The organism is Arthrobacter sp. PvP023, from assembly GCF_017832975.1.
In the GTDB taxonomy this organism is placed as follows: Bacteria; Actinomycetota; Actinomycetes; order Actinomycetales; family Micrococcaceae; genus Arthrobacter.
On sequence record NZ_JAFIBI010000001.1, the window covers coordinates 4,517,178 to 4,543,159 of the forward strand.

General features: G+C 64.7%; 32 protein-coding genes and 2 pseudogenes. 17 read left to right on the top strand and 17 right to left on the bottom strand.

What is annotated here, in order from left to right:
- Nucleotides 1-31: 31 nt before the first annotated feature.
- Nucleotides 32-898 carry an AraC family transcriptional regulator gene (locus JOE31_RS20480; protein ID WP_209747716.1) on the top strand — a complete coding sequence of 289 codons (867 nt, stop codon included), beginning with the start codon at nt 32-34 and terminating at the stop codon, nt 896-898.
- 174 nt (nt 899-1,072) lie between these two features.
- Here JOE31_RS20480 and JOE31_RS20485 read toward each other — a convergent pair whose 3' ends face one another.
- Entirely contained in the window at nt 1,073-1,963 is an 891-nt protein-coding gene (locus tag JOE31_RS20485; protein ID WP_209747718.1) for a hypothetical protein, read from the bottom strand.
- Nucleotides 1,964-2,075: 112 nt separating this feature from the next.
- Complete coding sequence (locus tag JOE31_RS20490) at nt 2,076-2,315, bottom strand: hypothetical protein (RefSeq protein ID WP_209747719.1); 240 nt, start codon at nt 2,313-2,315, stop codon at nt 2,076-2,078.
- A gap of 139 nt (nt 2,316-2,454) precedes the next feature.
- Between JOE31_RS20490 and JOE31_RS20495 the strand changes: the two genes are divergently transcribed.
- On the top strand, nt 2,455-3,177 hold the full coding sequence (locus JOE31_RS20495) for an AAA family ATPase (protein WP_209747721.1): 723 nt from the start codon (nt 2,455-2,457) through the stop codon (nt 3,175-3,177).
- A gap of 21 nt (nt 3,178-3,198) precedes the next feature.
- On the opposite strand, the gene JOE31_RS20500 is transcribed toward JOE31_RS20495, so the two are convergent.
- Nucleotides 3,199-3,447 carry a cold shock domain-containing protein gene (locus tag JOE31_RS20500; protein ID WP_209747723.1) on the bottom strand — a complete coding sequence of 83 codons (249 nt, stop codon included), beginning with the start codon at nt 3,445-3,447 and terminating at the stop codon, nt 3,199-3,201.
- Between the two features lie 197 nt (nt 3,448-3,644).
- Here JOE31_RS20500 and JOE31_RS20505 point away from each other — a divergent pair, with 197 nt between their 5' ends.
- Nucleotides 3,645-3,878, top strand: coding sequence for a hypothetical protein (locus tag JOE31_RS20505; RefSeq protein WP_209747725.1), 234 nt, complete (start codon nt 3,645-3,647; stop codon nt 3,876-3,878).
- A gap of 152 nt (nt 3,879-4,030) precedes the next feature.
- Here the strand turns inward: JOE31_RS20505 and JOE31_RS21990 are convergent, their stop codons facing one another.
- Nucleotides 4,031-4,225 carry a recombinase family protein gene (locus tag JOE31_RS21990; RefSeq protein ID WP_374100871.1) on the bottom strand — a complete coding sequence of 65 codons (195 nt, stop codon included), beginning with the start codon at nt 4,223-4,225 and terminating at the stop codon, nt 4,031-4,033.
- A gap of 406 nt (nt 4,226-4,631) precedes the next feature.
- The gene (locus JOE31_RS20515) at nt 4,632-4,880 is read right to left on the bottom strand and encodes a hypothetical protein (protein WP_209747727.1); all 249 of its coding nucleotides are present in this window, start codon (nt 4,878-4,880) and stop codon (nt 4,632-4,634) included.
- A gap of 261 nt (nt 4,881-5,141) precedes the next feature.
- Between JOE31_RS20515 and JOE31_RS20520 the strand changes: the two genes are divergently transcribed.
- From JOE31_RS20520 to JOE31_RS20530, 3 genes are all read left to right on the top strand, one after another.
- Nucleotides 5,142-5,477 carry a hypothetical protein gene (locus tag JOE31_RS20520; protein WP_209747729.1) on the top strand — a complete coding sequence of 112 codons (336 nt, stop codon included), beginning with the start codon at nt 5,142-5,144 and terminating at the stop codon, nt 5,475-5,477.
- A 353-nt stretch (nt 5,478-5,830) separates the two neighbouring features.
- On the top strand, nt 5,831-5,995 hold the full coding sequence (locus JOE31_RS20525) for a hypothetical protein (RefSeq protein WP_209747731.1): 165 nt from the start codon (nt 5,831-5,833) through the stop codon (nt 5,993-5,995).
- Nucleotides 5,976-6,449, top strand: a complete 474-nt coding sequence (locus JOE31_RS20530) for a DUF1990 family protein (protein WP_209747733.1) — start codon at nt 5,976-5,978, stop codon at nt 6,447-6,449. The genes JOE31_RS20525 and JOE31_RS20530 overlap by 20 nt, the downstream gene beginning before the upstream one ends.
- A 254-nt stretch (nt 6,450-6,703) precedes the next feature.
- Here JOE31_RS20530 and JOE31_RS20535 read toward each other — a convergent pair whose 3' ends face one another.
- Nucleotides 6,704-7,183: a hypothetical protein gene (locus JOE31_RS20535; RefSeq protein ID WP_245199282.1), complete on the bottom strand. Its 480-nt coding sequence runs from the start codon at nt 7,181-7,183 to the stop codon at nt 6,704-6,706.
- Between the two features lie 331 nt (nt 7,184-7,514).
- Here JOE31_RS20535 and JOE31_RS20540 point away from each other — a divergent pair, with 331 nt between their 5' ends.
- The 3 genes from JOE31_RS20540 (at nt 7,515) to JOE31_RS21995 (ending at nt 8,998) form a co-directional block, all read left to right on the top strand.
- Complete coding sequence (locus JOE31_RS20540; RefSeq protein WP_209747737.1) at nt 7,515-7,952, top strand: VOC family protein; 438 nt, start codon at nt 7,515-7,517, stop codon at nt 7,950-7,952.
- 125 nt (nt 7,953-8,077) lie between these two features.
- A complete protein-coding gene (locus JOE31_RS20545; protein WP_209747739.1) occupies nt 8,078-8,416 on the top strand; it encodes a YciI family protein in 339 nt (112 codons plus the stop codon).
- A gap of 192 nt (nt 8,417-8,608) precedes the next feature.
- Nucleotides 8,609-8,998, top strand: a complete 390-nt coding sequence (locus tag JOE31_RS21995) for a patatin-like phospholipase family protein (RefSeq protein ID WP_374100872.1) — start codon at nt 8,609-8,611, stop codon at nt 8,996-8,998.
- 13 nt (nt 8,999-9,011) lie between these two features.
- Here JOE31_RS21995 and JOE31_RS20555 read toward each other — a convergent pair whose 3' ends face one another.
- Nucleotides 9,012-9,371, bottom strand: coding sequence for a hypothetical protein (locus JOE31_RS20555; RefSeq protein WP_209747740.1), 360 nt, complete (start codon nt 9,369-9,371; stop codon nt 9,012-9,014).
- A 219-nt stretch (nt 9,372-9,590) separates the two neighbouring features.
- Between JOE31_RS20555 and JOE31_RS20560 the strand changes: the two are divergent.
- Nucleotides 9,591-9,977: pseudogene (locus tag JOE31_RS20560) on the top strand (transcriptional regulator); the annotation flags it as partial.
- On the opposite strand, the gene JOE31_RS20565 reads toward JOE31_RS20560, so the two are convergent.
- From JOE31_RS20565 to JOE31_RS20580, 4 genes are all read right to left on the bottom strand, one after another.
- The gene (locus JOE31_RS20565) at nt 9,974-10,558 is read right to left on the bottom strand and encodes a hypothetical protein (RefSeq protein ID WP_209747742.1); all 585 of its coding nucleotides are present in this window, start codon (nt 10,556-10,558) and stop codon (nt 9,974-9,976) included. The pseudogene JOE31_RS20560 and the gene JOE31_RS20565 sit on opposite strands and share 4 nt — an antisense overlap.
- Before the next feature lie 120 nt (nt 10,559-10,678).
- A complete protein-coding gene (gene helR / locus JOE31_RS20570; RefSeq protein ID WP_209747744.1) occupies nt 10,679-12,871 on the bottom strand; it encodes an RNA polymerase recycling motor ATPase HelR in 2,193 nt (730 codons plus the stop codon).
- A gap of 292 nt (nt 12,872-13,163) precedes the next feature.
- Nucleotides 13,164-15,035, bottom strand: a complete 1,872-nt coding sequence (locus JOE31_RS20575; protein ID WP_209747746.1) for an alpha/beta fold hydrolase — start codon at nt 15,033-15,035, stop codon at nt 13,164-13,166.
- A gap of 117 nt (nt 15,036-15,152) precedes the next feature.
- Nucleotides 15,153-15,551, bottom strand: a complete 399-nt coding sequence (locus tag JOE31_RS20580; RefSeq protein ID WP_209747747.1) for a DUF1304 domain-containing protein — start codon at nt 15,549-15,551, stop codon at nt 15,153-15,155.
- Between the two features lie 122 nt (nt 15,552-15,673).
- On the opposite strand from JOE31_RS20580, the gene JOE31_RS20585 reads away from it, so the two are divergent.
- Nucleotides 15,674-16,711, top strand: coding sequence for a helix-turn-helix transcriptional regulator (locus tag JOE31_RS20585; RefSeq protein WP_209747749.1), 1,038 nt, complete (start codon nt 15,674-15,676; stop codon nt 16,709-16,711).
- 27 nt (nt 16,712-16,738) lie between these two features.
- Here JOE31_RS20585 and JOE31_RS20590 read toward each other — a convergent pair whose 3' ends face one another.
- The 4 genes from JOE31_RS20590 to JOE31_RS20605 all read right to left on the bottom strand — a co-directional run bounded on the left by JOE31_RS20590 (nt 16,739) and on the right by JOE31_RS20605 (nt 19,390).
- Nucleotides 16,739-17,005, bottom strand: coding sequence for a hypothetical protein (locus tag JOE31_RS20590; protein WP_209747751.1), 267 nt, complete (start codon nt 17,003-17,005; stop codon nt 16,739-16,741).
- A 227-nt stretch (nt 17,006-17,232) separates the two neighbouring features.
- Nucleotides 17,233-18,168, bottom strand: coding sequence for a hypothetical protein (locus JOE31_RS20595; RefSeq protein ID WP_209747753.1), 936 nt, complete (start codon nt 18,166-18,168; stop codon nt 17,233-17,235).
- Nucleotides 18,169-18,192: 24 nt separating this feature from the next.
- Nucleotides 18,193-18,912, bottom strand: coding sequence for a TetR/AcrR family transcriptional regulator (locus JOE31_RS20600; protein ID WP_209747755.1), 720 nt, complete (start codon nt 18,910-18,912; stop codon nt 18,193-18,195).
- A gap of 76 nt (nt 18,913-18,988) precedes the next feature.
- Nucleotides 18,989-19,390 (bottom strand): cytochrome c oxidase subunit 4, encoded by a 402-nt coding sequence (locus tag JOE31_RS20605; protein ID WP_209747757.1) that lies wholly within the window; start codon nt 19,388-19,390, stop codon nt 18,989-18,991.
- Between the two features lie 143 nt (nt 19,391-19,533).
- Between JOE31_RS20605 and JOE31_RS21650 the strand changes: the two are divergent.
- Nucleotides 19,534-19,683 (top strand): annotated as a pseudogene (locus JOE31_RS21650) (GNAT family N-acetyltransferase); the annotation flags it as partial.
- Between the two features lie 61 nt (nt 19,684-19,744).
- Nucleotides 19,745-20,317, top strand: a complete 573-nt coding sequence (locus JOE31_RS20610) for a dihydrofolate reductase family protein (RefSeq protein ID WP_209747759.1) — start codon at nt 19,745-19,747, stop codon at nt 20,315-20,317.
- A gap of 24 nt (nt 20,318-20,341) precedes the next feature.
- Here JOE31_RS20610 and JOE31_RS20615 read toward each other — a convergent pair whose 3' ends face one another.
- Entirely contained in the window at nt 20,342-21,475 is a 1,134-nt protein-coding gene (locus tag JOE31_RS20615) for an acyl-CoA dehydrogenase family protein (protein ID WP_245199916.1), read from the bottom strand.
- 160 nt (nt 21,476-21,635) lie between these two features.
- On the opposite strand from JOE31_RS20615, the gene JOE31_RS20620 reads away from it, so the two are divergent.
- From JOE31_RS20620 to JOE31_RS20635, 4 genes are all read left to right on the top strand, one after another.
- Complete coding sequence (locus tag JOE31_RS20620; RefSeq protein ID WP_209747762.1) at nt 21,636-23,378, top strand: AMP-binding protein; 1,743 nt, start codon at nt 21,636-21,638, stop codon at nt 23,376-23,378.
- 30 nt (nt 23,379-23,408) lie between these two features.
- Nucleotides 23,409-23,915, top strand: a complete 507-nt coding sequence (locus JOE31_RS20625) for a MarR family winged helix-turn-helix transcriptional regulator (protein WP_209747764.1) — start codon at nt 23,409-23,411, stop codon at nt 23,913-23,915.
- Between the two features lie 10 nt (nt 23,916-23,925).
- On the top strand, nt 23,926-24,354 hold the full coding sequence (locus JOE31_RS20630; RefSeq protein WP_209747766.1) for a DUF1761 domain-containing protein: 429 nt from the start codon (nt 23,926-23,928) through the stop codon (nt 24,352-24,354).
- A 142-nt stretch (nt 24,355-24,496) separates the two neighbouring features.
- Nucleotides 24,497-25,129, top strand: a complete 633-nt coding sequence (locus JOE31_RS20635) for a bifunctional 2-polyprenyl-6-hydroxyphenol methylase/3-demethylubiquinol 3-O-methyltransferase UbiG (RefSeq protein WP_209747767.1) — start codon at nt 24,497-24,499, stop codon at nt 25,127-25,129.
- A 30-nt stretch (nt 25,130-25,159) separates the two neighbouring features.
- Here JOE31_RS20635 and JOE31_RS20640 read toward each other — a convergent pair whose 3' ends face one another.
- Nucleotides 25,160-25,939, bottom strand: a complete 780-nt coding sequence (locus JOE31_RS20640) for an enoyl-CoA hydratase (RefSeq protein ID WP_209747769.1) — start codon at nt 25,937-25,939, stop codon at nt 25,160-25,162.
- Nucleotides 25,940-25,982 lie beyond the last annotated feature (43 nt).

Genomic DNA, 25,982 nt, shown 5'->3' on the forward strand with positions numbered 1-25,982 from the left:
GACGGGCAGGCTTGTAGGCGAAGGGGGAACCGTGATCTCAGCGCTCAATCAACTCGTCGATTTCATCGACGGTCACCTCACTGAGGAGATCGACATTGATGACTTGGCGGTCAGTCTCGGCACAACGGAGTACCACCTCCGCCGAATGTTCTCATCGCTGGCCGGTATGCCGCTCTCCGAGTACGTCCGCAGGCGCCGCATGACGGTGGCTGCAACGGACGTTCTCGAAAAGGGCGAGCTGCTGGCAATCGCGGTGCGGTATGGCTACGGCTCGACCGAGGCTTTCAGTCGGGCATTCCGATCAGTGCATGGCGTCGGCCCCGGCGACGTGCGCCGGGACGGAGGCCCCCTTCGCACGCAGCCGCAGCTCAGGTTCCGCCTGACCGTAGAAGGGAACACCACAATGGACACTCGCATCGCAGATCGGCCGGCATTCCGACTCATCGGCCATTCGGCCCGCGTGCCGCTTATCTACCACGGCCCAAACCCGCACATCCAGGCGCACATCGCCTCACTACCAGCAGCAGAGCACGCCCGGCTCAAGGAATTGAACAACACAGACCCCGCTGGCCTGCTCCAGGTGAGCGCCGACGTCGACCCGGACTACACGGAGGGCAGCGAGCTGACCTACCTCCATGGCGTCGCCGTCACCGAAACTACAACGGTGCCCGAGGAGCTCGACGCGATCGAGGTCCCCGCGGGCATCTGGGCGGTGTTCCACGCCGAAGGGGCGTACCCGGCGGTTCTGCAGTCCGTCTGGGCCTCCACTGCCACCGATTGGTTCCCGTCCAACCCGTGGCGACTGCGCCCGGGCCCCTCGATCGTGGCAGTCCTTGATCGCGCCGCCGACTTCAGCACAGCGAGCTGCGAATTGTGGCTCCCAGTAGAACGCGCCTGACGGATCAGCCCGCCTGCAGGACAATGATCATGCCGGCGGGCGCACGGCTTACTTTCCTACGGGGTTCGAGTGCCCGGTGAAGGATCCCCATTCGGGATGGCTGCGGTGGGCGGACTCCGGATTTAGTTGCTACGGTGCCTGCACCATGGCGGGGCCTTGAAGTGAAAGGCTTGGCTACTGCCCGGGACGGTTAGGAACGTCGGCGTCCCATGTCAGGTCTGCTTCCTCGTTCACGGGCAGCGCTTCGATGGCGGGGTCCCGCACTAGTGCCGATACGAGTTCATGGCTGCCGGCGACCACCGTGGAGTCGAAGTCTATTTCCGTCACCACGACCCAGCTTCTGTCCGCCGGCCACAGGATGCTCGGTGACTGCGGGAATTGCGGGGAATGGTGCCAGGGCGCTTGATTCACCCACCCGGGGTGACGGTAAAACTGTGGCGCAGCATTGAAAAGGTAGTAGGCGCGCCCCGGCAAGTTCAGTGTTTCTCCGTTGACCACCTCTGCCGGTAGAAGGCCCGAACCAGGTCCGGTGTCCAACGCGGCAGAATCGGAAGTTTTTTCCAGGGGAGTCCAGTCATTTGAAAAAGTGAGCTGGGCATAGCCGATGGAACTTGTTAGGCCTCCCCATCCTTCCCATATGGCGGACACGCCCTTGGCAGGCGTGGAGGTGTGTTCACAGAGGCGGGCAGCCACTGCTGCCAGTATGTCCGGTGCGAGGTTGCCGGTTAGGGGTTCCGAGTAACGCCAGCCCTCGCTGTCCAGTATTTCCTGCCGGCTCGGTGCTTGCCCAAGGAGGCGGTGGAATTGGGCTAATGGGTGCATCTTGGTCCCGAACGCACCCGCCACGACAGACCAGCGGACCTGTTCCTCGTCGAGGGGGAAGACGTCCGTCCGGGGATGTCCGTGCCACGTGCCGGTGTCCTGCGGGCGATCCCGCGTCACCTGATGGAAGATCCTGGCGTAGGCGGGGTAGCCCCGTGGCACGACAGCGTGCATGTCATGCCACACGGTATCCATCAATGGCTTGAGCCATTCACCAGGGGCAGCATCGGGCAAGGATTCCATGGCGTCAGCCTAGTCGCCGTATGAGCGCTCCAACCCCCGTCTCTCCTGACCACCCTTGTACCGCATGGGGATTCCCGATTCGAACGGTCAGCGGTGATGGTAGTCAGATGGATCAGGATTTTCCGCTGGCGTTGCAGCGGGCTGCGTGGACAGTCACGCCGACACTTACTAACAAGCTCAGGAACAGGGCCAGGAATCCGGCTGCGGCGGCGACATAGTAGCTTGCCGGATCGGGCACTGTATCGACTACTGGTTCCATGTAGAACCAGATGGTGGAGCCGGCGCTCACACCCAGCAAAGCGATCACGCCAGTCAGGAGCCACGCGGTTATAGCAAGAATGACCATCTTCATATCTCCCCCAATTTTGGGCCGGCTGCAACCCGTTGTGCCCTGATCCTAGCCGTGGGCATAATTTCGGCGGATGTGTCCCGGTGAGGGTTCGGCCCCTGGGGTGGGGGAAGACAGCGAGAGGTGCCTGTAAGAATGGGGCATGCACGCGCGTAACTTTCCGATCAGACGGCTGGCCGAAGACCCGGCCCACGTTCTCGACCGCGGTCGGTGGCCTGGTGTCCTGCCTCCTGTCGCCCAGGTTCTAGACCAGGGGCTCGACCTGACTCCTGCCACTATCTTCGTAGGCGAAAATGGGTCGGGAAAATCCACTCTCGTGGAAGCCATCGCGCTGGCTTATGGTTTGTCTCCTGAAGGCGGATCTACAGGGGCCCGCCACAGCACCAGGTCTACCGAATCCGTACTCGCCGATCACCTGCAGCTTGTCCGAAACGCCGGCGCGACAAGACGCGGCTACTTCCTGCGGGCTGAAACCATGCACGGCTTCTTCACCTACCTCGAGAAAAACCCGAGCACCTCGGGTCCGGACATCTCGTTCCACGACATGTCACACGGAGAATCGTTCTTGGAACTGGCAGTGGATCGCTTCCGGGGACGCGGATTGTGGGTGCTCGATGAACCGGAATCCGCCCTGTCCTTCGCAGGATGCCTCAGCCTCCTGGCGGTCCTAAAGGATCTTCTTGCCGAAGGCTCCTCGCAAGTCATCATGTCCACACACTCCCCAGTTCTTGCAGCACTTCCCGGCGCACAGATTCTCGAAGTCGGCCCCTGGGGACTTCGGCAGCAGGAATGGTCGGACCTCGATTTGGTTTCCAACTGGCGATCATTCCTGGACTCACCTGAAAGGTACCTGCGGCACCTCTAAGGCAGGTCCGTTCAGGGTTGGCTAGGGACGCTCCACGCGGTCGGCAACGATGGAGAATTCATCCTGCTGCGCCTCATGCCAGCTGACCATTACGTCCTCGCCGGGGACAAGCTCAAGAAACTCATTCTCCCTCTGAACGATGCTCGAAAAATGGGCGAAGCATTCTGCGGCCACTCCCTCAATTTGTATAGAACCCCACCCTTCCTCGCGGTACCAAGTCTTCACGGTTCCCTTGCTCAGAGGCATATCCATGTCACCGATGATAGCCACTTCGTTCCTGGCCCTTTTCGGCCGCTGATGGTGGAAGGCCGATCCTCCGCCCGGTAAGGGTTCGGCTCACGATCCCCAGCGTGACGCCACTGGGGCATCGCTGACGTGGAAGCTGCGCTCGTTAACCGGCGTCTAGCCCGGAGCTCGTCCCACGGCGGAATCTGTACGCACGACTTTTTCGGTGCAACACTGCGTTGATGAAGATCCTCGAGTGGTGGCCTCTGGTCGATGCGGAAACACGCGGCTGGCTCATTGAGCACAACGGCGAGCCGCTGCCGCCGCATGTCATCGCCGACATCATGGCGGCTACGGGCGGCGCGACCGATTCTGGGTGGTGGGCTGGCGAATCAGCAGACGGTCCCCAGCTTTCCGACGAGGCTGTGGATTGGATCGAGGCTGTCGCCAACGATGAGGAGCCGACTACCGGCTGATATCTTCCTCCGCGTCCCGCTGAGCGTTCCAAGACCGACGTCGCACTGGCCGCTGGCGGAACCGACTTACGCAACGTTCTGAACCAGAGATTGGGACTCAGGCGCCGGCTTGCCTGTTCGCGGCCCGAGCGGCCTGGTGAGGGTGGACATGCTCACGCTGAGAGTCTCCGCGATCTCCTGCAGTTTCTTTCCCTGACGCCGCAGGTCCCTGGCTGCCGCAAGTTTCGTCGCCGGGTCATCGCCGGCGGACGTCCGCCGAGTCGTCCCATGGCTTTCGCGGCCGCTAACCCTGCCCTCGTGCGTTCGGACAATCGGGAGCGTTCGTACTCTGCCAGAGACGGGAACATGTCGAAGATCAGCTTCCCGTGCGCGCTGGTCGTGTCCAGCCAGGGTTTCGGCTCACGATTCCCTTACGGGACAGCTCCATCCCGGGGTCTCACAACCTCAGTGCCGCGTATCCCCAGGGTTTTGCGATGCCGTCGCGGGCACCGCAATCGCGAGGCTTCCGGCGGCGACAGCGATCACCGCTCTAGTACGGTCAATGGTCTTGCGACACTTCGGGGATTCTCTGGAAAGAGGCTGGAACTAAAATGACCAAACTATCAGCGCGGACAAGGGGCTTGACTGGGCAGGGATGTCCATAGCATCAATGAATTCAAAAGGATATTCAAGCGCCCGTTTCATTAGGTGTGGGGCACGACTGACCGGCTCGGTTCCGGTGGGCCCCAGCTCGCTGCAGCAAGCCTTTCGGACTTATCTCTTGTCTGCGTTTTCCATGGCAGCCCGTCGAGACCTGGTGACTGCTAGTCCGGTAGCGCTTCCTGCTGCGGCCAGGAAGAAGAGCAGCACCAGCAACGGACCGGACATCCCTGGGAAGAGCGGGTTGCGGCCGGTAAGGAAGATTGAAGCCAGTAAGCCCACGATCGAGATGCAAAATATCAGACCTAGTGCTCTCTGGATGCGGCGCTGGCGAGTCGGCAATGACTTGTTAGAAGTAGTCATGGACTTATTCTATCCGGTTGACTGTTAGCAAAATTGACAAGCTTGTAAATAATGGGGGAGTTTGCATTAAAATACGAAAGCTTGTTGGAATTCTGTCTGCTGGATTTCTCGTCGTCGCTGGCGCCACTGCTACTTCGCTGATGGAGGCGAAAGAGGCCTAAGCCTCGATTTGTGGGTACTCACAAGAGGTCCGCACCTACAACTCCATGCTCGCCTGGCTGGGTGTCGCATCCATACTCGTTCCTTGGGGGGAACATGAAAATGATCAAAACAATGCTGACTGCCACCCTTGTCGCAGGCCTCACCGGATGTTCCTACACCGGTGCACCGGAGGACTCGGCAACCGACAGTCCTGTCGACCCCACCTCAACCTCCACTCCCGCACCGGAGAGCGGCCAGCCGCAGGTATTTGAGGGAAAATTCGTGTCACAGGCAGCCATGACGCGCGGCACTGTCACCCTGACGGTAACTCCCTCGAAGGTGGAACTGGAACTGGCTGAGTTCTCGACCGGAGACGCCGAGGATCTGTACGTGCATCTCAACCCTGGCACGCTGGAGCCTTCGGCCATCGGAGAACTCGGACTAAATACCCCGTAGACATTTGTCGTGGCACCCCTGAAGTCCCGAATGGCAACCCAGTACTACGATCTGACGGCCGAGTGGCCGTCTCTGCCGAGGACAGGAAGCGTAACCATCTACAGATAAGCTCAGAGTTGGAACTGAAACCAGACCGCCCAGGCGTGAATCACTATCTTCCCGTTGGTCGTGGCTTCCCCGTTGGCGTTTCAATCCTCCGAACGCCCATTCTTGGCCGCTATGGGCGATATGTGCTGAAGTGCGCATTTTTCGGTCGGTCGGGGTTCTCGTTCCATGACTCGCTGAAGGTGAGCATTTGCACCTGCAGTAGGCTTGCGATGTCTTCGGACAAGCGAATCTTTGGGGGAAGAACTATGGATATTGTCGTGGCTGCCGTATTTATGGCCATTTTCTTTTATGTCCTGTATGGGGTTATCCGTGCGGCGACGCGCGACGGAATCATTGCTGCCCGGCAAAGCTGGAAGGCTGATGCTACTCAGGATTTCCAAGAGGTGACGCATGACGAGCCCGCATCTTGACCAGTGGACTCTCAGCGACCACAATTACCGCCGTTCAGAAGTGACGGCTTTCGTCGGGAGCGGCGACGTGGTTTGGCAGCGTGTCGCTCAGGAAGTGCTCCTCTGGAAGATAAAAACCGCGAGTGGGTTTCTCGTAGACCCCCCGGGCCCTGTATCGCCGGGCGACCGGGTCGTCGTAACTGCGCGCCTGGGTGGCCTCACCGTCGTCGAACCAGTCCAAGTCATCGACGTGGTCCAAGAACCCGGGAGATCCGGGTTTTCGTACCGCACCATGCCTGGGCACCCCGTCGATGGAGAGGAAGCGTTTTTCGTTCACCGTCGTGGCGAGGAAGTGCACCTCACCGTTCGCTCGCTCACGCGAGCGGCATCACGACAGCCATGGCGGCGACTCTTCCCGCTCCTCCTGATTGCACAGCGGCTTGTTCGGAGGCGGTACCTACGCGCGCTGCGGTGACGGACGGAACGGCTGCAACCGGGGGCCCGGCCTGTGCACTGGGTTGATTGACGCTGTTCCACAAGGGGTTCCGTTCCCTCGAACCGCTCGTTCTTGGCCGCTGTGGGCTCGTTGAAGCGGAAGGCACCGCGAGTCATCGTGGGCTGCCATCGCTGATGGGCTTCAGGATCCGCCATGTGCCGAGGCTACAAGCGGCCTCGAGATTTGCGAAGCAATCCCCTGGATTGGTGGCTCCTGTGACTCGCGGCGCCTTTTTATCCGTCGGTAATTCTTACGCCGGCGACGGCCCCAGTCCAAGGACCCGTCGGGTCGTGTCGCATCAGCATTGCGGCGACGTATCCCTCCTGCAACTCAACAACCTGCGACAAGGCGCCTGAGCAATCAAGATCGAGCGACAACAGCTCCTTTGACCCGGGGCGGGAGAGGAACACCTGCGCGTCCGGAATACCCACGCAAGCCGCCGTGACGGTGTACCGGCCAGCGGTCTGCACTTTTACGGTCTTGCTGAAACCAACCCCTGGTCCGTCGGCAGGGCCGGAGTCTTCAAGGAGCACGGAGCCTTGGGCCACTGCGAGGCTCTTCTCCAGTTCGGCGTAGTTGCGCGTTTCGGCATCCAGTATCTCCGGACCCTTCGTTGGGACGGAAGGAGCGGGGCGACTGCTGCGTTCCGCGGTTGCCGTCGGATCGCCGACATCCTCATAGGTGCAGGCTGCCAGGACACCTGCCAGCAGCATGCTCAGGACTGTCGCCGCAGCACTACGGACTAGTCTCGTTCCCCCACGACCTGACATGGGCTGAGTCTACGGTCCGTTCGCCGAAAGGCAAGTCACACGCGTTCCGATAGCGTCGTGATCCCAAAGCGGCGAAGAGCGTGCGGAATGGGTGGCATCAAAAGAACGTCAACTGCCGATTTCCTCTAAATCAGGGTTGCAATAATCGTCGAGAGGACGGTGGCGATTCCAGTGGCTATCGCGGGCCTGTTCCACTGGGAAATGGTGCTTCCTTGTTCAGTCGAGTCCAGGCTCGCCTCTGGAGCTAATCAGTCCGCTTTGGTAGCTTCAACGCATGGCCATCAAACTTGAGAACGTTGGTATCGCCGTTCGCGACCTCGAAGCAACAATCGCCTTTTTCACCGACCTTGGGCTCACGGTCGTCGGGCGCGACACGGTCAGCGGCGAGTGGACCGATACTGCCGTCGGGCTGGATGGCAACCACGCCAAGATTGCGATGCTGCAGACCCCCGACGGTCATGGTCAACTTGAGCTCTTCGAATACATCCACCCCAAAGCGATCGAGTCGAACCCAACTCGTCCCAACGACATCGGCATGCACCGCGTGGCCTTCTCGGTCGACGACATAGACAAAGCCCTTGAGATAGCTGCGAAGCACGGATGCCGTCCGCTACGCGGCGTGGCGACCTACCGCGACGAATACAAACTCACGTACCTCCGCGGTCCCAGCGGAATCCTCGTAATGCTCGCCGAGAAACTGAAGAAAGACTGACACCCGGACCGGCCCGCTCTCCCCGATCCTTCCAGTTTTCTGGGCGTGGGTGGACGGGGCGGAAGTGTGCCATTAACTATCCAAAACCGTTGCTGTCCGGGCCTCCCGCAGGGCACCATCGAGACATGACCAAATACCTCATCTCTTTCCCGAGCAAAGCCATGGTGCTAACCGCCGAGGAGTTCCCGATCGTCGTCGCAGAATCCCACGCTGTGATCGAGGATGCGAAGGCTGCGGGCGTCTACGTATTCGGCGGTGGGATCGACGAGGAAGTCGATCCCGTGCTGGTCTCCGCTGACGGGTCGGTGAGCCCCGAGATCTATCCAGGCTCCGAACTCAAGGGCGGGTTCACCGTGTTGGAGCTCCCGACGCGCGACGACGCGGTCGAGTGGGCAAGGAAGATCGCGGTGGCCTGCCGTTGCTCGCAAGAACTCCGCGAGTTCGGGTATGACCCGGCGAGCTAGCCGCAACTGCTTTCGGCCCAGGCGGTCCCGTTGCACACAGCGTCGGCTGCCTGATAGCTTTCCGGTCAATCGGCAGGAGGTGAGAGCCATGAACGCAGTATCCAGGTGGGCGCTCCCCTGCATTCCACCACCGCGCGACTGAGGTAGTCGTCGCCGGGAGCGCCGACAGGCAATCCCCGAAAGGCGACTCCCATGGACACAACCGCAAGACGGATGAGCGCCGCGGGTAAGCGAGCGCTGGTCCTGGGTGGTGGCGGATCGACAGGCAATGCGTGGGTGATCGGCGTCATCGCCGGCCTGTTCAACACGGGGCTGGACGTCACCACAGCCGACCTCACCATTGGGACGTCAGCAGGCTCGACGGCGGCGGCCCAGATAGCTGGCGCGACCCCGGCCGAGCTACTCGCCGCCGTTCTTGCTGCTGTGCTCCCACAACGGACTGGTCCGGCCAGGTCCGACGGTGGACGCGTTCCCATTGGGCCGGTGGCCGACCAGATGCGGAGACACCCGATATATCGACGGCGAGCTGGTTACGGCCAAGGCAGAGCCCTTGCCGAGCAGCTCACCGAATTCTGGCGCTGAGGCCCTGCCATGGTTAGTCACCGCGTTCTTCTATGCCCGCACTTGGCTGGTCCTGCTGAACTTCCTCCGGTGACATTGCGGCATGCCTTCCGGACGGCGCTCTCCTGACAACGGGCACAGCTGCTGTGTCGAAGAACTGAAATTCCGTCGCGGGGACGCGGATTGTTCCAGCGGCTTCTGCCTTCCCCCGGATGAAATCGTGGTCGTCTCGCGAAAGTACAATCTGCCCGTGTTGATCGTGCTCAATGGCTTCGTGGGCGCCTTTGCTGATTTTGGCCGACACAGTACGGGGCACGACCAGGCATCCGGGATTTTCCAGAAGCCAGGTCCGGGTCTCGGAATCGAGACGGTCCCACTCGTCCTTAAGGCTCATACCCGTGCCCGCCCTTCCATTCCGGCTTGTCTTGAGGTGAATTCCGTCCAGAGTACGCCTCCAGTCAATCGGTTGACAGTTCTTTCACCGTTCCGGGTAACGCCAGTCCCTCCCTCGTCCCGGGGCGAAGGCGCAGCGTGAAAGCCATGACACACAGTGAGGAGGTTCGGAGGTTCCTGACGTCCCGCCGCGCAAGGATTACGCCAGACGAGGCCGAAACGGCCCACCTTCCTGAACCCGAAGGCGCGGGACTTCTTCGCCGACTGGGAACGCGCGGCGGATGACATCGTCGCTGTCCTGCGGTCCACCGCCGGCAAAAACCCGTACGACAAGGACCTCACGGACCTGATCGGTGAACTCTCGACCCGAAGCGAAGAGTTCCGGACCCGGTGGGCACGGCACGATGTGAAGTACCACCGCGCCGGCCGGAAGCGGCTCCACCACCCGGTCGTGGGGGATCTTGACTTGAGCTTCGAAGCGCTTGAACTGCCCGCAGACCCGGGAGTGCGCATCAACGTCTACACAGCAGACCCAGGGACACCCTCCGAAGACGCGCTCAACGCCCTCGCCAGCTGGCCCGCCGGACGGATGACCGGGCTGCCCTAATCAACCCGGCGTAGGAGGCTCGCGGCAGCGAGCTGTTCTGAAACGTAGAACACGAAGGGCGGGATGTCACCGGTCCTTGCCAGGACGGCGCCGGAGCCGAGTGCGGCGAGGCCTACGGCGGTGGCTTCCTTCCCCCTGCCGGGCAGGGAAGCCAAGGTACCGGAAAGTGAACCCAGGGCGGCCACGTGCAGCCACGAGTAGGCAAGGAACGGCCACCCGGGAAGGCCGTGCGCGGCGAAGCGCTCAAGATCCGAAGCGCGCATGGCGAGCTGGGACACGAACAACGGCGCCCCCGCGGCGAGCGCGACGGCGGCGGCGGCCGCAAAGACCCTTGACCTTCCGGGGGGAAGGGCAAGAGCCACCCGCGCGAAGGCGGCAGGCACGGCCGCGGTGCCTGCCGCGGCGATGTGCTGCCCGAGGACCCATGAACGCTTCCCTCTGCGGAGCATCTCGAGCCGTCGAACGGAGTCCTGCTCGAGGTACACGCCCGGCACCGGGCTGATGCCGACCAGCCACACGCCAGCCGAGACGAGGGCCGCAGCCGCCGGCCTCCTGACGCGTTCCAAGTCGATGCTGGGCATTCCGTTCCCCTTCCGCGGCTCCCCGTTTAGGCCAAGGATGGGGCATGGAACTATCCAAGACAAGGGCCAAACCTCCGCGGGCGCGCGGGTGTCCGGAGCACATCGATCGCAGGGCGAGAGTCACCCTCCCGGGCCGGCGTCGGAAGTTGTGAGGATGACGAGTTGCCTCGTCGCGCGGGTCATCGCGACGTAGCGGTCCACGGCTCCTTCGATGCCCGCGCCAAACGCCTCCGGGTCGATGAGGACCACCAGGTCAAACTCCAGTCCCTTCGACAGCTCCGGGGTCAGCGACCGGACGCGTGCGGTCGCCCGGGTAGAACTCCCGGTGTCGCTCGGGCCGATGACACAGGCAACCCCGTCGGCATGCGCGGCGACCCAGCTGTCGAGGATCGAGCCCAGCTCCGACGCGGATCCGTGGACCACTGGGATGCCGCTGCTGCGGATGGACGTGGGCACGCTGGCGTCAGGGATCACGGCCCGGATGACTGGTTCGGCTTCCGTCATGACCTCCTCCGGCGTCCGGTAGTTGATGCTGAGGGTGGCCAGGTTCACGTCGGTCATTCCGACCCGGCGGAGCCGTTCCTGCCAGGATTCCGTGAAGCCGTGCCTGGCCTGGGCGCGGTCTCCGACGACGGTGAAACTCCGGGACGGGCAGCGGAGCAGCAGCATCTGCCACTCCGCGTCGGTCAGCTCCTGCGCTTCGTCGACGACGATGTGGGCGAACGGGCCGGCGAGCAGGTCGGGGTCGGTGCCCGGCAGCGCGTCCACATCGGCCAGTTTGTCCTGCATATCCTGCCCGCGCAGCATCGACATCACCAGCAGTTCGGAATCGTCCGCGGCGACCAGGTCGTCAACCACCCGGTCCATGAGCTCACGCTCTGCGGCCAGGGCGGCGTCCTGCTGACGCTTGCGCCGTGACGTCCCGGGGTCGCCGAGCCGTTGCCGGGCCGCGTCCAGGAGCGGCACGTCGGACACGGTCCAGGCCTTGGGGTCCTGGCGCCGCAACATCCTGACCTCGTCCGGGCTCAGCCAGGGTGCGCACAGGCGCAGGTAGGCGGGTACCGTCCAGAGGTCGCCAACAAGGTCGGTGTACCGGAGCAGCGGCCATGCCCTGCTGAAGGCTTGGACCAACTCCGCGTTCTGCGCAAGCGCCCTGCGGGGCACGTCCTCCGGGACGTCGTCGCCGTCGTCGTGCTTGTCTGAGAGGATCTTGAGTATCTCCTCCCAGACTTCGTCGCGTGCCTCGTTGTGCGCTGTGCCCGGGGCGGGCGACTCGAACGCCTCGGCCCATTCCTCAGCGCTGAGCCAGACGTCGGCCCACGGCGTTTCAACCTCCATTCCCTGCGCGGGCGGCTCCTCATAGAACCTGACGGCACGCTCGATCGCTTTCACCATGTCCGCCGACGACTTGAGGCGGGCAACGTTCGGGTCGGTCTCGATCCCTGCTGCGGCGCCCTCGGGGATGAGGTCCCGCAGGGTGCAGGTCTGCACGCCCTCCTCGCCAAGGCTGGGAAGAACATCGGCGACATAAGCCAGGTAGGGCCGGTGCGGACCGATAAACAGGACGCTGCTCTGCCGGTGGCTCCCCCGGCGGCCAATGCGCGGGTCGGAGTACAGGAGGTAGGCGGAGCGGTGCAGGGCAACGACGGTTTTGCCCGTGCCCGGACCGCCCTCGACAACCAGGGCGCCGCGGGACGACGCCCGGATGATGGCGTCCTGGTCTGCCTGGATCGTGCCGAGAACGTCTTGCATCCGGGCAGACCGGCTGCTCCCCAGGCTGGCGATGAAGGCGGACAGGTCCTCGAGGGCTGCGTGTCCTTCGAGCCCGTCCGGCGTGAACGCTTCGTCCCAGTAGTCGCTGATCCGGCCCCGGGTCCACCGATATCGGCGTCGGCCCGCCAGGCCCATCGGGTTGGCGTAGGTCGCGCCAAAGAACGGCTCAGCGGCAGGCGAACGCCAGTCGACAAGCAGCCTGCGGCCCCCGCTGTCCGTCAGGCCGAGCCGCCCGATGTACACGGGCTCGTGGTTATCCGCGGTGACGATGCGGCCAAGGCACAGGTCCAGACCGAAGCGGCGCAGGGCGCGCAGGCGCGAGGTCAGCCGACGGACTTCCACGTCCCGCTCCATCGCCTCCTGGCCCAGGCGGCCGGGTGCCTTCCGCGCGGCGTCCAGACGGCCGGCCAGGTCGGCGATGGACTGTTCCAAGCTCTCGGCGATGGCCGCGAACTGCCGCTCATCGCCGGCGATCAGCGCCGGGTCCGTCTTGGGCGCCAGATGGCTGGGGAGGTTGAATGCACTGGTGGTCAGGGGCACGTCATCAGCTCCTTTCCGGGCTGGGCACGTGGGGGACGAAACGCAGGTCCCCCACTTTGGCTCTCAATTCTGCGCCGCCTCCCGGGCCTTGTGGCAAGCCCCCTGGTGTGCCATAGATTGAAAGTAGGGAGGAGAGTGTGTTGGCTTATTGTCTGGGCTGAATACTCCGGCGGGACGATACTCCGCGGCTATCTGGTGGGAACGCGCACGGCAGACACGCTGAATTTCCGCTACTCACATGTCAGTACGGACAGGCTGACGGCCAACGGCTGGCGGTAGCTGCCGGCGAAGGTCAGGGCCTGCGGAGGAACTCCCGCACTGCCCCGACGTACTCCGCGGTCCGCGTTGCCATGACCCCGTGGCCCGCGCCCGCGAAAAGCCGGACCTCGGCCGCTGGATAGAGCGCGCGGAGGGCCGCACGCGCCCGGGGTGGGAATGCTTCGTCCCGCTCGGATTCGATCAGCAGCACCGGCGCCGGCGGTGTGCCGGAGGCGGGCACCCCCTGCACCGCCTCGGCCGGCAGATGCGCAAAGTCGTTCATCTCCCGCAGCGCGGACAGCAGGTCCTCCTTGCCCAGCCGGCTGAGGATGTCCCCCAGCAGCGCGTCCCAAAACTTCGGGTCGTCATTCGCGCCCGGGACAAACCAGCGGCGCCAATTCCAGCCGGTCAGGAAACGCACGGCGTCTTCCGGAAGCACGGCGAGGAAGCGGATAAGGAGCGGGAGCACCGGGAGCGGGGCCGCGGCCGGGCCCCCGGTGTTCGCCAGCACGAGGCGGCGCACGCGTTCGGGATGCCGGCGGGCGAAGACCTGCGCCACAAACCCGCCGAAAGACGAGCCCAGCACATCCGCCTGTTTGACCCCCTCGGCGTCGAGGATCGCTGCCAGTCCGTCCGCCAGCCCGGCGATTCCGGCGCCGGCGGGATAGGCCGGCGCAAGGACACGGAAGTCCCGTTCCAGCGCCTCGATCAGCAGCAGGTACATGTCCGGCATCCTGGTTCCGCCGGAGGGCAGAAGTAGCACCTGGTCCCCCGAGCCGCCGGCGAGGTAGCGCCAGCGCAAGCCGCCGACGTCGAGCGTGCGGTACCGGTGGCGGGCACGGAAAGCGGCAAGTTTGGCGTCCAGAGCCGAAGCGGTGGGCCTTTCTTCCCCGCGGCGGTGGGACGCGCGGCGGGGCGGCGGCGCGGTGACGCTTTCCCTTCTTCTAGGGGGCGGAGGACGGCCTTCGAGGAAGCGGCCGACGACGGCGTCGTATTCGGTCGGGTGGGTGACCGCCGCCCAGTGGCCGCCCTGTCCGAAAACGTGGGCCCTGGCACCGGGATAGGTGGCCAGCAAGGCTTCGCGTTCGCGTGGTGTGAACCCGCGGTCGTCGGACGCAGCAATCAGCAGCACGTCCTCTGGACGCTCGAAGCTCGATGCGGCGGCATAGGTATCCGGGTGCGCCGCCAGATCCAGGAGCACTGCCAGCCGCGCGAGGGCCGATTCCTTGGTGTGTGCTGCGAAGAGGTCTTCCGTATAGGCGCCGAGGAAAGCACGCTCGTCCTCTTCGGCACCTTCGAGAAGCCGCGCGATCCTAGGACGGTAGAAAGCGGCGAGGGCTGCCTGGGGCAACACGGAGAACAGGCGGACGAAGGCCCCCACCAAACGCGTGTGGCCACGGGTGTAGAGGCCGAACCCGGAAAAGACGAGCTTGTCCACCCGCTGCGGATAACGGCGGGCAAAGGCATGGGCGACGCCGGCACCAAGGGAGTGGCCGAAAACGTTCGCGGACGGGATGCCTTCGGCGTCGAGAATGGCCGCGATTCCGGTCAGGAGGTCGGCCATAGTCCGCACCGCGGGATACGAGGGGGCGATTACCCGGAAGCGGGGTTCGAAATTCGTGATCGTGCGGAACGCAGACTCGCCGAATGAGAAGCCCCCGCCCAGGACGAGAAGTGCAGGCCCGGCTTCCTCCGCGCCGGGCGGTACCGGTCCAGAGATGTACTTCCATTCGACGCCGCCGACACTCAGCGATCGGTACGGGTGGGTGGTCCGGAACGCCCGTAGCTCGGCATAGCCGTCCATGGATCCTCCCGCCGGATGGCCTGATAGCAGGGAGCCTACGCCGCCGATTCCGGGCACCGCAAGGGACGATGCGCGGCCGCCAAGGACCCGGGGCTCGTCCACTCGATAGCTATTTTAGAAAGTTGTAGCGTTTGAGTTGCGAAGGTCCGTCTGTCCCCCATAGGCGGACCTTCGTTATGCGCCGAACGCCTCACCAGATTCTGTTCAGAACGATTCTGTTCAGAACGCCGAGGCGACCAGCGCAATCAGGGCGGGCACAGTAGCCGCGAGCGTTCCGGGAATGCTGTCCCCCTTCTTCGGGTAGTGCCCCAAGGCATCGGCCAGGGCCATGGTGGCCCCGCCCAGGACCATGTAGGCGCAGCAGTAAGTGACCAGCGTCCGGCCGACCACTTCGCTCCCGGTATTCAGGAACACCAGGCCCGCAATGACCCCCAAGGCTATGAGAAGGTTCCGGAAGCCCACAGGAATAGCCCACATCATGACGGCGGGGACGTTTTCGGCCGGGGTGCTCAGGAACTTTTGCACTGCTGGGCGGCGCAGGAAGAAGGCCTCAAGCGGAAACACCGCGATATAGATCAGGGCCTCAAGCAGGGCGAACAGCTGGGCAACTGCGTTCATGCTCGAAGCGTACGTCTCGGGTGGAGGCCCTTCCCATCCCCGGCTGAGGGGGTTCCGCCAGGGTGCGGAAGATCCCCGGATCAGGGGATTGCAGTCCGCCGCCGGCGGCGGATACTGGAAGCATGTGGGCAGATCGCGCAGAGCGGGCCCGGCAGGAGATCGCCGCGATGGCGGCCACCGGCATGGGCGTGGCTGAGCTGCACGCCGCAGCGCTCGCCGTCGTGCATGAAACCGTACCTTTTCAGCAGGCCTGCTGGGCCGGCGTCGACCCCGCAACCCTGATCATGACCTCAATCACCAACTGGCCGCCCTGGCCGACGCCCGATGAATACGGCGTGCGCTTCGCCGAGACTGAATACGCCGGCACGGAGCCGAACCCCTTCGCGCAGCTCACCCGGCGGCCGATGCCGGCCGCCCGGCTGTCCGATGTACCGCACCGCGACGTGGTCAGGAGCGTGCGGCTCAACGACCTACTCCGCCCGCAGGGCCTGGAGCACGAACTGCGTGCGGTATTCCGGACCGATGACGTGTGCTGGGCCGTGGGCGGGCTGTTCCGTGAGACGGGTCCGGACTTCACTGACCGGGAAGTGGAATTCCTGAGTTCCATCGCAGCGACCCTGTCCGCCGCCACCCGAATCGCGGTGCGCGTGGAGCGCCACACGATGTGCGGCCCGGCCGGTCCCGTGATCGTCCTGGTGGGACCGCGCGGAGAGGTGCGTGCCGCCACGCCTGCCGCGGCAACCTGGCTGGCGGAACTGGATGACCGGGCTCCCGGCCGTTTCGGAATGACCCTGTATTCCGTTGTGGGTGCCGCAAAGGCTGCTGCGTCCGGGACGGCCCGCATGAGGATGCGCGACGCCGGGGACCACTGGGTGGTGCTGCAGGCCAGCCGGCTCATCACCGGAGACGACCCTGGCCAGATGGTGGTCACGGTGGAACCAGCCACCACGCACGAAATGGTTACCCTCCTGCTCGCCGCCTACGGCGCGACACCCCGGGAGCGGGACGTCTGCCTCGAGGTGGTCGCCGGCTCGGCGACGGCGGACATCGCCGAGCACCTGTACATCTCGCCGCATACGGTGCACGACCACCTGAAGTCCCTCTTTGAAAAGGTGGGAGTCGGGAGCCGCGGCGAACTGGTGGCCAGGCTGCTGACCTGAGCCTGGGCCGGGGCGGCCGGGTGGCGTTTACGTCAGTGATTCAACCGACGTACCGCGGCCTTGCAGGAGCATCTTCCGGCCGTTGCCGCCATCAGCCCAGACCCAGAGGACCGATCCGTCCTTGGTGGAGTCATCCACAACGCCGGTGCCGGTCGTGTGCCCGTCGGCGAAGCGGACGTGTTCGCCGGTCCGGAACCGCTCGTGCTTGGTCCGCTTCCGGGACGTCCGGACCGGCTGGAGGTTTCCGGTCCCGGGCTCTCCGCGGGTATCCGGGATGTCCTGGTCATTGCTCATCGCTGCTCTCCTGGGATCGAAACCGGGTGTCTCCCGGCGGCCTGCGCCGACCCACTGAAGATGAGCCGGCATCAACTGATGCCAGCCCATTACGACCCTGCCTGCTGCTCTCAGGTCACGTGACGCGCACGTAGTGGTTGCCAGCGTAGCCGTGTCCCGGGCATCCGGAACAAACTCACGCCGAGGAACCGGATTGTGACCGGCACCGGCGGGCACGGCCTGAACGGCTACTGCCCGTCGTACCAGTCGAGCACCCTCAGTGCCCTGAGGGTGTTCCAGCGGCTCGGGCGTCCGTCACCGTCCTCCATGGCGAAGTGGATCCGGCCGGGGTGGGTGTTTTCCAGCAGCCAGGTGCTATCGGGCTGCCGTTTTGAGCGGAGCACCTCCACTGCTTCGGAGACGCGTTCGTCCGGACGGTTGCCGACGGCGCGGAAGTAGTCGAGCCCGCGCAGGGCGTCGTAGAACCAGCGGGTCGGGTAGGAGAACTCCAGCCAGTCACGGTCGATCAGCTCGCCGGTGGTCTTGCGCCGGAGGAGTCCGCGTTCCAGCAGGTATTCCTCGCCGCGCTGCCTGGCGGCGGCTGAGCCCGGGGACCCGCCGGTCGCGCGCTCGTACTCCAGCAGGCCTTCCAGAACGTTGATCGTGGTCCCGAACGACGAGCGCACCGAGCCCCGTTCCGCCTCACAGTTCCACCCGCCGTCGGCGAGCTGCTCACGCAGCAGGCGCTCTACCACGCCGTCGACGTTTTCGCCGAAGTACGCGCCGAGTGCCACGGCCATGCCGTTGATGCATGGCTCCACTTCACCGTGGAAGAACGGCTGGCCACCTTCCTCCCAGCGGCTGTTTTCGCGCACGAGCTCCACGGCGCGGCGGGCCTGGCCGCTGCGGGGGTCCAGCCCGAAATCCCGCAGCAGCAACAGGCTGTACGTGGTCGCCGTCCAGGGCTGGCCTTTTTCCGACTCGTCGAACTGTGCCGGGAAGTACGTTCCGCCGTCCCACTGGCCGTTTTCCTCCTGCAGCTCCAGCAGGCGGGCGCCCCAGCCCTGGGTGGCTACGCGGTCACGTTCGGCCTGCACCTCCTCGGGCGGTGCGCCCGTGAGGTCACGGAGGACCTGCCAGCGGATCGCGGGGTCGGAGTCAAGCAGCCAGTCGAGCGCCTCCATCCCCACAAGCTAACACCCGGTGGGCTATCGCTCCAGCTTTGCCTGCTCCGATGTCCAGCCCTGCTGGTGGAAGCGCTCGAACCCGTCCAGGAGGAGGTCGAGGGCGAACTCGAACTCGAACTGGTCGTCGCAGCCCTGCGAAACCACTGACCCGTCGTCGTGATTCGCAGCCATGGCCACCTGCAGGATGTTCGGATACCGCTGTGCCATCTCCTGGAGCATGGCCGCCTGCATTTCAGGCGCCGGGTCGGCCGGCACCGCGTTGGCTGAATCGTCGAACAGCTCCTGGGTAAACCCCCACATGCGGCTGCCGAGTGCATGCATCACGTGATGCGTGAGATCGACGGAAAAACCGCCGGCCAGAAACATGCCGATGAACGAATCCATGTACCCAAGGACCGCCGGCGTCCTGGTGGTGCGGGATTCAAGCACCTGGCGGGCCCACGGATGCCGCAACAAGGACCTCCTCGCCGACAGGACTCTCAGCCGCACCGCGTTCTTCCAGCCGGCGTCGCTGAAGGGAGGGTCGATTTCGGCAACAATTACGTCCACCATGCCGTCAAGGAGCTCCTCCTTGTTGGCGACGTGTTTGTACAGCGCCATCGGCACCACGCCTAGCTCCTGCGCCAGCCTTCTCATGCTGAGCGACTCGACACCCGCGTCATCGGCCAGCACGACGGCGGCAGTCAGGACGCGGTCCCGGTTCAGCGGGATCCGGCGCGTGGCTTCCGCCTGCTGAGTCATGTGGGCACCTTACCTAGCCGATTCTTGTCAACGAGTGTACTACGTACACCCGTGGCGGCTTGAAGGGACCCGGCGGTTAGTGGGCGTGGTCCCCGCGGCTGTATTCAAATACCCAGCCAATCAGTGCAACCAGCGCAAATCCTGCACCGATGAAGAGGATCCAAAATCCAATGGCCAGGCCCAGGAACCCGGTTGCCGCGGAGATGCCCAAGGCAACCGGCCACCAGCTCCAGGGACTGAACTGACCCTGCTCGCCTGCGCCTTCGTGGATCTCCGCGTCGTGGCGGTCCTCGGGACGCATCCCTACCCGCCGGCCGGTGTAGCCGAGGTAGCCGCCGATCAGTCCGGCCAGGCCTCCCACCAGCCACAAGGCCAGGAAGCCCACCGGCTCGGTCCAGCCTTTGACAAAGCCATAAACCACACCCACGGGTACGAAGAATATGGCCAGGCCTCCGAAAATCCACGATTCGATCTTCATGGCTCCTCCTTCTACGGCGCATTCAAGTCGGGGCTGCCCACACGCGGTTCCCCTGAAACCAACTGTGGCCCTCAGTACGGTCCGGCGTAAGGGACGAAGGACCCCCTCTACGTCAATGCAACGGCAGGGCAACCGCGCGCAGACGGGTCCAGGCGGCCACGCTCAAGCACAACTCCGCGTCCCGGAAGATACTGGGCCGCGCCGGCTTTGAAGAGATCGGCTTGGCACCTTCGTACCTCAGGATTGCCGGCTCCTGGCAGGACCATATCCTGTTCCAACGCATCCTTGAGTGATTCACTGGAAGATACGACGGCGGTCCCGCCCGGGTGCCCGCCCTACCAGAGAGGGACCCACGTGCGGAAGATCATCCTGATGGCGTCAGTGTCGGTGGACGGATACTTCGAAGGGCTGGACCGCGACATCAGCTGGAACCTGGTGGACGAGGAACTGCATCAACACTTCAACGATGAGTGCAAGGCGCTGGGCGGGTTCCTGGACGGAAGGATCACCTACGAGTTGATGGCCGGCTACTGGCCCACGGCGGACCAGGATCCAAACAGCACGGCGGTCGAGGTCGAGTTCGCCAGTATCTGGCGCGACATGCCAAAGTTCGTCTTCTCCCGGACCCTCACCGACGCCGACTGGAACACCACGGTGATGCACGACGTCGTGCCTGAAGAAATCGCCAAACTAAAGGCGCAGCCCGGCGGCGACCTGGCCGTCAGCGGCGCCAATCTGGCCGCAACGTTCATGCGGCTCGGCCTGATCGACGAATACCGGATCTACGTGCACCCCGTAGTCCTGGGCCAAGGCAAGGGCCGGCCGCTGTTCGAGTCACCGGACGTCCGGCTGAACCTGAAGCTGCTAGGCACGCACACGTTCGGCAACGGAGTGGTTCTCCTCCACTATGAGCGCGGTCAGGACTAGCGCGGCCACGACTAAGAAGCACCCTCAGACGAACGCCGACTTCCCCGTCACGGCGCGCGCCACGATCAGTGAGTTGATCTCGTAGCTGCCCTCGTAGGTGTAGAGAATTTCCGCGTCACCGAAGAGCTTGCCCATCTCGTAGTCGCTGCTGATGCCGTTTCCGCCCATTAGCGACCTGCCCATCGCCACGGAAGCCCGCGCCAACCGGGTGGTGGTGGACTTGGCCATGGCCGCCTGCACCATTTCCAGCTTGCCGTCCTGCTGGACCCGGGCCAACTGCGCCATCAGCGCCAGGGATGCACTGGCGTTGCCCAGTATTTCGGCCAGCTGCTGCTGAATCAGCTGGAAGCGCGCCAGTTCCTTTCCGAACTGTTTCCGTTCCAGGGCATACGCGCGAGCCACGTCAAACGCGGCCAACTGGATCCCCGCGCCTTGCCAGCCCACCCAGGCCCGCGAATCCCGCAGAAGGTCGTTGGCCTTCGAAAAATCCGTGGCGCCCGGCAGGAGGTTCGACTCCGGAATGCGGACCTCGTCGAGAACGATGTCCGCATTCTGCATGATCCGCAGGCCGATCTTGTTGGAAATCTTCGTGGCGGAGTAGCCGGGGCGGTCCGTCTCCACAATGAAGCCCTTGATCTGCCGGTCCGCCTCGTCCCGGGCCCAGACCAGCGCGAAGTCGGCGATGGTCCCGGCGCCGATCCAGCGCTTGGCGCCGTTGATCACCCATTCGCCGTGCTCCAGCCGGGCTGACGTTTCGAGGCCGCCGGCAATGTCCGAACCGTGATCCGGCTCCGTCAGCGCGAAGGCCCCCAGCTGCGTCAAGGCTTTCAGCCCGGGAAGCCAGCGCTGCTTCTGCGCGTCAGAACCGAGCTCGTCGATCATCCCGACGATCAGTTCGTTGTGGATCCCCACCAAGGCGGACAGCGACACGTCGGCACGGGCAACTTCCACATACATCAGGCCCTTGAAGAGCGCCGACGTTCCGTCTGTCTGCAGCCCGCCGAGCCCGTACTTCCCCATCTCAGCCAGCAGGCCAAACGGAAATTCCTCACGGTTCCAGTACTCAATAGAGGCCGCCCGGATGCGGGTCTGCAGGAACTCCCGCACTTCCAGGTACCGCGACCGCTCCCACGCAGGCAGCAAATCCACGATGTACATCAGGTCCGCATCCGGGAACGGCGGCTGCTCCGGAACTGTGGTGGTTTCCCCGCTGTCACGTCGTTGTGGCTGCACCGGCACGCATCCCTTCGCTCTTCCAAACCCTTGGATGTCCTAGTATATTGCACAGTGACATGGATCACTAGGCGAAAGGGCCCCCATGACAGTCACCGACGACTTCCGGGCCGTGAGGGACAGGCTTCTGGCCCTCCACGAGGACTACGACCAGGCACGGGATGAGTTCCAGTGGCCACGTTTCGAAGAATTCAACTTCGCCCTCGACTGGTTCGACCAGATCGCAGCAGACCCCGCCAAGGGCGCAAATCCCGCCCTGGTGATTGTGGAGCAGGACGGCAGCGCCACCCGGAGGAGCTTCGCGGAGCTGGCCGTGCGCTCCAACCAGGTGGCCAACTGGCTCAGGAGCCAGGGCGTCCGCCGCGGCGACCGGATGATCATCATGCTGGGCAACCAGGTGGAACTGTGGGAACTCATGCTGGCCGGCATCAAGCTGGGCATCGTGCTGATTCCCACCACCACCCTGATGGGCCCGGCGGACCTGGCGGACCGGGTGGAACGCGGCGAGGCGGGCTGGGCCGCCGTCGGAAGTTCCAACATCGGCAAGTTTGCCGGCGTTCCCGGCAACTACAAACTGATCGAAATCGCCGACGGCGGCACCGCCGCCGAAGCTGCCCTCGAAACGACGGCAGGCGCTGCCCGGTACGCGGACGCTGACGGTGCCCCGACAGACTTCACCCCGGACGCACCCACCAAAGCGGACGAAACCCTGCTCCTCTACTTCACGTCCGGGACCACATCCAAAGCCAAGCTCGTGGAGCACACGCACACGTCCTACCCCGTGGGCCACCTGTCCACCATGTTCTGGATCGGGATGGGACCCGGAGATGTCCACCTCAACGTCGCTTCCCCCGGCTGGGCCAAGCACGCCTGGTCCAACGTCTTCACGCCCTGGATCGCCGAAGCCTGCGTGTTCATCTATAACTACAGCCGGTTCGATGCCAAGGCCCTCATGGAACAGATGGACCGCGAGAAGGTGACCAGCTTCTGCGCCCCGCCCACGGTGTGGCGCATGCTGATCCAGGCCGACCTCACCCTGCTCAAGAACCCGCCCACCAAGGTGGTGTCCGCCGGCGAGCCGCTGAACGCCGAGGTGATCGACCAGGTGCACCGCGCCTGGGGCCAGACCATCCGGGACGGCTTCGGCCAGACCGAATCCACCGTGCAGATCGCCAACACGCCCGGCCAGCCGATCAAGATCGGCGCCATGGGCCGGCCCCTGCCCGGTTACGACGTGGTCCTGGTGGACCCGGCAACGGGAGAAGAGGCCGACGACGGCGAGCTGTGCCTCCGCCTCGACCCGCGCCCCGTGGGGCTGATGAAGGCCTACTACGGCGACCCGGAGAAGACCGCCGACGCTTTCCGCGACGGCTACTACCACACGGGCGACATGGCCAGCCGGGACGAACGCGGCATCATCACCTACGTGGGCCGCGGCGACGACGTCTTCAAGTCCTCCGATTACCGGTTGTCCCCGTTCGAGTTGGAAAGCGTGCTGATCGAGCACCCGGCGGTGGCCGAGGCCGCCGTCGTTCCCTCCCCCGATGCGCTGAAGCTGTCGGTGCCGAAAGCGTTTGTGGTCCTTGCCGCCGGGCACCAGCCCGGTCCCGAACTTGCCGAGGACATCCTGCGCTACTGCCGCGACCATTTGGCTCCGTTCAAACGCATCCGGAGGCTGGAATTCGCGGAACTTCCCAAGACCATCTCGGGCAAGATCCGGCGCGTGGAGCTCCGGCACAGCGAGGAGCTGCGGCACGGCGGCGGACCGCTCCCCGAGGGCTTGGGAGTCGAGTACTCGGAGTCGGATTTCCCGGGCTTGAAAAGCTAGGCTGGAGCAACCCACTTGTCAGGAGGTGCCATGGGAAACCCGCTCCCGCGCGATCCCATCGCCGATGCCCAGCGCAACTGGGAAAGGCACGGCTGGGGCGACGTTGCCGCGCCCATGGCTGCCATCACGGCCATCATGCGCACCCAGCAGATCCTGCTGGCCCGGATCGAGGGAGTGCTCAAGCCCTTCGGCCTGACGTTCGCCCGCTACGAACTCCTGGCGCTCCTGAGTTTCGCCCGCAGCGGCGCGCTTCCCATGAACAAGGCAAGCGCGCTCCTGCAGGTCCACCCCACCTCGGTGACAAACGCCGTCGACCGCCTCCAGGACGCAGGCCTGGTGGTCCGCTCCCCGCATCCGACGGACGGCCGTACCACCCTGATCGAGCTCACCGCTGAGGGACGCACCCTGGCCAAAAGTGCGACGGCGGCGCTCAACACTGAGGTGTTCGGCCAGTCCGGCTTCGCCGGCCAGGACGTGGACCAGCTGATCAGGATCCTGGGAAATTTCCGCCGGAACGCCGGCGACTTCGCCGATTGAGGAGAACGCAATGATTCCGGAAATCAACATCTGGGCCGTAGTGCTGGCCACCCTGTCCAGCATGGTGGTGGGCTCGGTCTGGTACACCCCCAAGGTCTTCGGCAACTACTGGATGAGGCTCGCGAAAGTCACGCCCAGCGGGGATGCCAGGGACGCCATCAAACCCATCCTGATCACGCTGGTGGTCAGCTTCGTCAGCGCCCTGGTCCTTGCCGGATCGGCGGCCATTTCCCAGCACTTCTACGGCGGAAACTTCCTGGCCAACACCCTGATCACGGCCGTCATCCTGTGGGCCGGCTTCACCGCCGCGCGCTTCATCACGCACGACGCTTTCGACGGCCGTCCCGCCGGCCTGACCGTCCTGAACTGTGCGCACGAACTGGTCACGCTGGTGGTCATGGGCCTGATCATCGGGCTCTTCGGCATCAGCGCAGCCTAGCCGGACCGCCGGCGCCCGTTGTGAAGCCCAAGGAACTGGAGGACGCCGCGACGGCGTATCGTGGCAGTGTCACGGCGGAGCGCGGGCCGTCCCTGGGGGCACGCAGCCGGGACCTGAGTGACGGCCAGCAAGGAGACCACGGATGAAGTTCGACGAGTCGTTCTGGGATGAACGCTACCGCCAGCACGGCTCGGTCTGGAGCCCCAATCCGAACCCGAACCTGCTGGCCGAGGCTGCCGGGCTGCGCCCCGGCTCCGTACTGGACGTGGGCAGCGGCGAAGGAGCCGATTCGCTGTGGCTGGCACGCCAGGGCTGGCGCGTCACGGCGGTGGACATCTCCTCCGTGGCCCTGGCCAGGGCAGCCGAGCGGGCAGCCGAGGACGCTGAAGCTGCCGCGCGGATCACCTGGGTCCATCACGACCTGACCAGTTCCCCGCCGCCATCCGGCACCTTCGACCTGGTGTCCGCGCAATTCATGCACCTGCCCCTGGCCGAGCGGACCGAGCTGTACCACCGGCTGGCAGCGTCCGTGGCACCCGGCGGGACGCTCCTGGTTGTTGGCCACCACCCCTCGGACCTGGAAGTGGGAATCCGACGCCCCAGCGAGCCCGGCCTGCTCTTCACCCCGGAGGAAATCGCGGGCGGCCTGGATCCGGACGAGTGGGAAATCGACGTCTGCGAAGCCCGGCGACGGTCCGTGGAGGACACGGACGGCGGCACCGTCACCGTCACCGATTCAGTGCTCCGCGCCCACCGGCGGGCGCCCCGGCCCTAGTAGGGACGCCTAAGCCGCGGGAACCGCCCCCTAACGGTGCTTGAACTCGGGCTGGCGCTTCTCCGTGAAGGCGGCCATGCCTTCCTTCTGGTCATCGGTGGCGAACAGCGAGTGGAAGAGGCGCCGTTCGAAAAGCACCCCCTGGGCCAGCCCGGTTTCAAACGCGGCGTTGACGGACTCCTTGGCCACCATGGCCGCCGACTTCGACTTGGACGCAATCACCTCGGCCACTTTCACGGCCTCGTCCACCACGTCAGCGGCCGGCACCACCCTGGACACCAGGCCGGCACGCTCGGCCTCCTCCGCGTCCATGAACCGCCCGGTGAGGATCAGGTCCATGGCCTTGGCCTTGCCCACGGCCCGGGTGAGCCGCTGCGATCCGCCCATGCCCGGCAGTACGCCCAGGTTGATCTCGGGCTGGCCGAACTTGGCGTTGTCCCCGGCGATTATGAAATCGCACATCATGGCCAGTTCGCAGCCGCCGCCCAGGGCAAAGCCCGAGACAGCCGCCACCACCGGAATCCGGAGCCGGGTGAAATCTTCCCAGCCGCGGAACCAGTCCGAGGCGTACATGTCCATGTAGCCCTGGGCCGCCATCTCCTTGATGTCCGCGCCGGCGGCAAACGCCTTGCCGGACCCGGTGACCACCACGGCACCCACTCCAGGATCCGAGTCCATGGCCGTGACGGCAGCAACGAGTTCGTCCATGGTGGCCTTGTTCAGCGCATTCAGTGCTTCCGGGCGGTTGAGCGTCACCAGCCCCACGCGTCCGCGCTGTTCCACCAGAATGTTCCCGTACTGTTCCGCCATGCCTGACTCCTCACGTGGTTCTGCTTCAAAAGTGGTACTGCCC